This is a genomic window from Brevibacillus sp. NL20B1, assembly GCF_018195675.1.
In the GTDB taxonomy this organism is placed as follows: Bacteria; Bacillota; Bacilli; order Brevibacillales; family Brevibacillaceae; genus Brevibacillus; species Brevibacillus aydinogluensis.
Genome location: NZ_JAGTPT010000045.1, coordinates 1 through 6,293, shown reverse-complemented (window position 1 = coordinate 6,293; position 6,293 = coordinate 1). Strand labels below are relative to the sequence as shown.

The window sequence follows — 6,293 nt, the reverse complement described above, 5'->3', positions numbered from 1 at the left end:
TCCCTAATGACACGTAAGTTATGCAAGTAACCAAATATCGTTTTCATGCAGGTATGCCAAACAACGGTGTACCTGCTTTTTTTATGCCCAAAAATCAACATACAAGGAGAGGTTGATCAATGAAAGTAGTTGCTTATGTTCGTGTATCGTCGGAGCGTCAAGCAGAAAAGGAATTGTCTATTCCCGCTCAATTGAAAGCCATCCAGCAATATTGTCAGGAGAAAGGCTGGATCATAGTTGGTGAGTACATTGAGAAGGCGAAGTCAGCAAAGACTGATAATCGTCCTGAGTTTCAGAAAATGATCGCATTAGCGAAGAGGCCAAACAGACCTTTTGATGCAATTGTAGTTCACAAGTTTGATCGCTTTTCGCGTAAACGGGATGATCACGTTATCTACAAAGCGTTACTTAACAAGTGCGGCGTTAAGGTGATATCCGTTATCGAACAGACAGAGGCGGAAACTCCACAGGATTTGCTTTTGGAAGGGATGCTTGAGGTAATCAGTGAATTCTACAACGCGAATCTTGCATCTGAGGTCAAAAAGGGAATGACGCAAAACGCGAAGCAAGGATACAACAACGGCGGTACACCTCCCTACGGATACCGTACCGAACATATTGCGTTGGGAGCCAGCAAAACAAAAGCGGTATGGGTACTCGGCCCGCGGGAAGAGATTGATATTGTTCGTTGGATTTTCCATCAGTATGCTTACGAAGGTTCAGGGTACAAGAAAATCGCCAATACACTTAATGAGAAAGGAGTACCCACACAGAAAGGCGGGAAATGGTCGGCAAGCACGATTCGGGCTATTATCTTCAATGAATCGTATATTGGCCGGAAAGTGTGGAACAAACAAGACTATCAAACGAAGGGGAAGAAGTGGAAAGACCGCTCTGAATGGATCGTAACCGAAAATGCACATCCGGCCATCATCACTGAGGAGTTGTTTAATCTATGCCAAAAGAGAGCGAAAGAAAGGAACAACGGCGGGGGTGAAACGCATAAGCCGTTCCAAACGAAGCCTAACTCTCCATTCTGGCTCAGGGGAATCTTTTACTGCGACAAATGCAACTCACGGATGGTCGGCCATTCGACATCGACAACCAGGAAATACGGCGGACAAAAGTATTACATCTGCGGTGGGTATATGCGAAAAGGTAAGGATTTTTGCCCTTACGTTGGTTGGCGGAAAGAACAGATAGAGAAAATCGTTGCTAATAAACTACGAAGTGCATTGCTCCGACTGACTTTTGATGACCAGATTGTAGGGGAGATTCACCAGTACCATAGAGACTCAAATAAACACGTTGTCGCGTCAATAACGGGCTTGGAAACGGAAATTGGTTTTCTGAAGAAGAGGATAGAGCAAATGCGGCAAGAGCTTCAAACAGGAGGTGGAAAAGCGTACTATGAAGATGTCATCACTGAAATGCAGGCAGAGTTGAAAGAGAAGGAAGCTGAGTATGCTCACAAGAAGAATTTATATCAAGAGCTGATACTTCCTGAAACGGCCATAGACTCAATCAAGCATGACATCAGAAACCTGATCAACTTGCTTAATGAAGAGGTGCCGAATCCTCAACTGCTTAATGAGTATTTCGGCAAATTTGTCTCTAGTGTGATTATTCAAAGGGAGACAAAGATGGTGCAGATAACAATGAATCTGAAGTATGGCGAGCAAGTGTTGTATCAGAAGATGATTGTTGCTGATTGGGAACTTGCTAAATAAACAGCAGACTTATTTCAGTTACACAAGAACACATGCAGGGGAAGAGGGGTCATCTTCCTCTGCATGGACATTCTTTAATTGAGTACTACGTGACGAATAAAAGGTTCAACGAAAAGGTTTGACTGTTGCCCCTTGACTAAGGGGGGAATGGCATTGAAAAATCTGAAATGAGTAATCGAACCGGAATGTATAGTAGAATATAACCATATGCTTCAGAGAGTTGGTGGACAGAATGCAACAGTTTCTTGAACAGATAGATAGCGTACGATTGAAAGTTTCAAGTAAAACAGACCCAAAACGTAAATCAGAGCTAGGTCAGTTTATGACGCCGTCTACTATCGCTAGGTTTATGGCTTCCCTTTTTACAAACGTAAACATACAAAATGCTCGACTCCTTGATCCAGGTGCCGGCGTAGGTTCTTTATCGTGTGCCTTTCTTGAACGATGGGCGACCAGAGGATTCACATTTGAAAGTGTTGAAGTGGTGGCCTCTGAACTCGATCACAAGTTACACGACCATTTGTCGGCATCTTTAGGGGTATATAAAGACAAACTACCACTTGATGTCAAAGTTTTGAAAGGAGATTTCATAGAGCAGGCAATTAACATGATTCAAAGTGAGGGGGAAATGCGTTTCACGCATGCAATTCTAAACCCCCCTTACAAGAAGATGAACAGCAATTCCCGCCATCGCCTATTACTTCGTCAAGTCGGAATTGAAACGGTTAATCTATATTCAGCATTTGTAGCCCTAACATTGGCATTGATGGAGCAAGGCGGTCAACTAGTTGCTATTATTCCGCGTAGCTTCTGTAACGGCCCATATTTTCGTCCATTTCGCCAATACATTTTTGAGCGGTCTGCTATTAAACATATTCATCTCTTCGGAGCCCGTAATAAGGCCTTTAAGGATGAAAGTGTACTACAAGAAAATGTAATCATCTTATTGGAGTGTGGAGCACAACAAGGAGAAGTTACAATTTCTACGTCTACAGATGACAGCTTTACTGATTATCAGGCTTATCTTCATCCATTTAACCGAGTTGTTTTACCTAATGATCAAGAGTTCTTTATCCATATTCCTACATCTTTAGAGAGAAATCCTATCGATATCTCATCGAATATTAATTATTCATTGCAAGACTTAGGAATTGATCTTTCCACAGGGCCAGTCGTCGATTTTCGTGTCAAAGAACACTTAAGGGACATGCCCGAGCCTGGAGCCGTTCCCTTACTTTATCCAATGCATTTTGTCGGGCAGTTAACTGAATGGCCTAAACCTGGAATGAAAAAGCCTAATGCTATAATGCTTAATCCTAAAACTGAAAAATGGTTATATAAAAATGGTTTCTATACAGTAGTAAGACGCTTCTCGTCAAAAGAAGAGAAGAGACGTGTTGTAGCTGGTGTAGTCAACCCTGCATATTTTGATTACCCATTGCTCGGTTTTGAGAATCATTTGAATGTCTTCCATTGTAAAAAACAAGGGCTTCCAGAAGAACTTGCCTATGGATTGTTTGTTTACTTAAACTCAACGGTTGTCGATGAATACTTCCGTATCTTTAACGGCCATACACAAGTTAATGCAACCGATTTACGAAATTTAAAATACCCGAGTAGAGAAACACTAATTGAACTTGGTAAATGGGTTAGGGCATATGAAACAATTTCCCAACAGGATATTGACCAAAAGTTGGAGGAAATATTATGAACCATAAGAACATAGAGGATGCTTTAAAAATACTTGTCGCACTGGGACTGCCACGAGCACAACAAAACGAGCGTTCCGCACTCTGTCTACTGGCGTTACTGAACCTGACACCTGATAAGACATGGAAGCAAGCAGATAATCCGTTAATGGGAATTACACCAATTATGAGATTTTGCCGAGAACACTACGATAAGGTGTACGCTCCCAACACGCGTGAAGCTTTTAGGCGACAAACAATGCATCAGTTCGTTGATGCTGGGATAGCACTATATAATCCTGATAAGCCGTCGAGATCTGTAAACAGTCCAAAAGCTGTTTACCAAATTGTGCCGGAAGTGTTATCTCTCCTTAAGACATATGGTACTACTGATTGGGAATCTAATCTCAGTGACTATCTTTCCGTACGCCAAACTTTAGCTGAGAGATATGCAAGGGAGAGAGAGCAGAATCGAGTTCCTGTTCAGATTGCACCTGACAAGGAAATTCATTTAAGTCCAGGCGAACATAGTGAGTTGATAAAAGCGATCATTGAAGAATTTGGCCCACGATTTGTACCTGGTGGAATTTTAATTTATGCAGGTGATACTGGAGACAAGTGGGGCTATTTTGATGAAGCTTTGCTGGCGAGACTTGGTGTAACGGTAGATACACATGGTAAGATGCCAGATGTAGTTCTTTACTATCCCGAACGTAATTGGCTGTTGTTAGTAGAGTCAGTTACTAGTCATGGCCCCGTTGATGGAAAGCGACATGAGGAATTGGCCCGGCTATTCGCAGGGTCTTCCGCTGGTTTGGTGTATGTTACAGCGTTTCCATCACGTGCTGTAATGGCTAGATACCTTCCTGAAATTGCATGGGAAACTGAGGTTTGGGTTGCAGATGCTCCTTCGCATTTAATTCATTTTAACGGTGTTCGTTTCTTGGGGCCATACAATGAAGAATAACAAAAAGAAGCCACTGAATGTACTAGACGACAGTGGCTTCTTATCGTTTACCTTTTTTTGCAAACGTGGTAAAAAAGTAGTGTAAGAACAAGTGGGGGGATGGTGTCTAGTGGACAAAGAACTAGAGGTTGTAAAAAAAGAGTCACAAATTAGTCTGCCATCAAATAGCAATTTAGAGATTAGACAATTTGAAGAAAGTTTATTGGGTTTCCTCGTGAGTAACGGGTTGCCTACTGCATCAGTATTAGTGCCAATCAATCAAAGAATTACAGTGTTCAGAAACATACCAGATGCAATTACACAATTGGATGAAGAACGCAAGAGTCAATCCCTTTATATTTCAAAATTTATTGCGGCTGTAGCTTCAGGTCTATTTGACGCGGCACTTAATTATTTATGGGACGAAACAATTAATGAATTAAGAAACCGGGTAGCTCAATATGACCTATCATATTTTTACGATAATGCAGTTAATAGTCAAGAGAAACGAAAAAGATTAAAAGATGAAAATGATCTTGAAAAAATTGATGACAGTGAACTAATACATGGTGCTAAGGAAATTGGCCTTATTTCTGAACTTGGTTTTAAACATCTTGACTTTATTCGTTATATGAGAAACTGGGCAAGTGCCGCTCATCCTAATCAAAATGAAATAACAGGTCTACAACTAATTGCTTGGTTAGAAACGTGCATTAATGAAGTGATCTCTCTTCCATTGTCCAATATTACTGTTGAAATTAAAAAGCTATTAGCAAATATTAAAACTAACGTGATTACAGAGGAAGAAGCGAGACAAATTTCTACCTTCTTCATTAACTTAACTCAAGAACAAGCAAATACTTTAGCACAGGGGTTATTTGGGATTTATACTAGACAAGACACTACTTCTCAAACACGAGAGAATATACACAGACTGCTTCCTGTTCTGTGGGAATTTGTTGATGAGCCAACTAAACAAATGTTTGGGGTTAGATACGGTAAATTTGTGGCTAACAATGACCAGGAAGAACAAGCTTTAGCAAGAGGCTTTTTACAAGTTGTTAACGGTGAATCGTATATACCAGATAGCCTACGCTCAGCTGAGATAGAGACAGCTCTCGATAATCTGCTAACTGCACATAGGGGTTTAAACAATTTTTATAATGAACCACCGTTTGCACGTGAATTATTCCGCCTTGTTGGACAAACTGGGAATGTGCCTCCACAAATCAATAAAAAATATGTACTTACATTAGTGGAGGTGTTTTTGACAAATGGTAATGGGCCGGCTTGGAATGCTGAACCAATTTACCATGATCTAATTAAGCAGTTCGATTCCACACAAGCCTTGATGGCAGTTCTTTCTTTTAACGAACGAGTAATCTCTAGTAGGTTACAGTTCTCTCTGTGTCAAAGAAAGTATCGAGAACTGCTAGAAATGTTAAGGGTTAAAGTAACATCTAGTGCGGCGGTTGAATTGATAGATGAAATAATAAGTTACAGTGGCCCGTATGATAAAATGAAAGATGACACTAGATTTAACAGGAAAGTCGTCGCCTTGCAGAAAATAATCGGGTAATATTTTCTCGGAGATGCTTATGTGTCGCTATTTTCGGACGGGGGTTCGAATCCCCCCGCCTCCACCATACGCAAAAATAAAAGCACCCTTGAGGTGCTTTTTATTTTTGCGTCAGGCGAGCCGGGATCGGACTCGCAAGTCCGAGCGGACGGAGGGGGCGAAGGCCGAGCGGAGCGAAGCGAAGGGAGGCCGCTCGGAATCCGACCGTTAAACAAGCGAGCGAAGCGAGCAAAGGAAAGGGAGGATTCCGATTATCCCCCGCCCTAATGTGGGTGCTTTTTTGTTATGTACAGGCTGGTGCAGGATTTGAACTTGCAAGTCCGAACGGACGGAGGGGGCGAAGGCCGAGC

The 6,293-nt window shown here is 41.7% G+C and carries 4 protein-coding genes; all 4 read left to right on the top strand.

The annotated features are described in order from the left end of the window. Window positions 1-119 precede the first annotated feature (119 nt). The 4 genes from KDN35_RS19605 (at window position 120) to KDN35_RS19590 (ending at window position 5,943) form a co-directional block, all read left to right on the top strand. Window positions 120-1,730 (top strand): recombinase family protein, encoded by a 1,611-nt coding sequence (locus KDN35_RS19605; RefSeq protein WP_212133728.1) that lies wholly within the window; start codon window positions 120-122, stop codon window positions 1,728-1,730. 232 nt (window positions 1,731-1,962) lie between these two features. Beyond that, window positions 1,963-3,441: an Eco57I restriction-modification methylase domain-containing protein gene (locus tag KDN35_RS19600; RefSeq protein WP_212133726.1), complete on the top strand. Its 1,479-nt coding sequence runs from the start codon at window positions 1,963-1,965 to the stop codon at window positions 3,439-3,441. Then, entirely contained in the window at window positions 3,438-4,385 is a 948-nt protein-coding gene (locus tag KDN35_RS19595) for a BsuBI/PstI family type II restriction endonuclease (protein ID WP_212133724.1), read from the top strand. Before KDN35_RS19600 ends, KDN35_RS19595 begins: the two co-directional genes overlap by 4 nt. 109 nt (window positions 4,386-4,494) lie before the next feature. Continuing rightward, window positions 4,495-5,943, top strand: coding sequence for a hypothetical protein (locus tag KDN35_RS19590; RefSeq protein ID WP_212133722.1), 1,449 nt, complete (start codon window positions 4,495-4,497; stop codon window positions 5,941-5,943). The last annotated feature ends 350 nt before the right edge of the window (window positions 5,944-6,293 follow it).

Coding starts and splice junctions, on each gene's coding strand:
- KDN35_RS19605 (WP_212133728.1), top strand. CDS start 120: ATGAAAGTAGTTGCTTATGTTCGTGTATCGTCGGAGCGTCAAGCAGAA.
- KDN35_RS19600 (WP_212133726.1), top strand. CDS start 1,963: ATGCAACAGTTTCTTGAACAGATAGATAGCGTACGATTGAAAGTTTCA.
- KDN35_RS19595 (WP_212133724.1), top strand. CDS start 3,438: ATGAACCATAAGAACATAGAGGATGCTTTAAAAATACTTGTCGCACTG.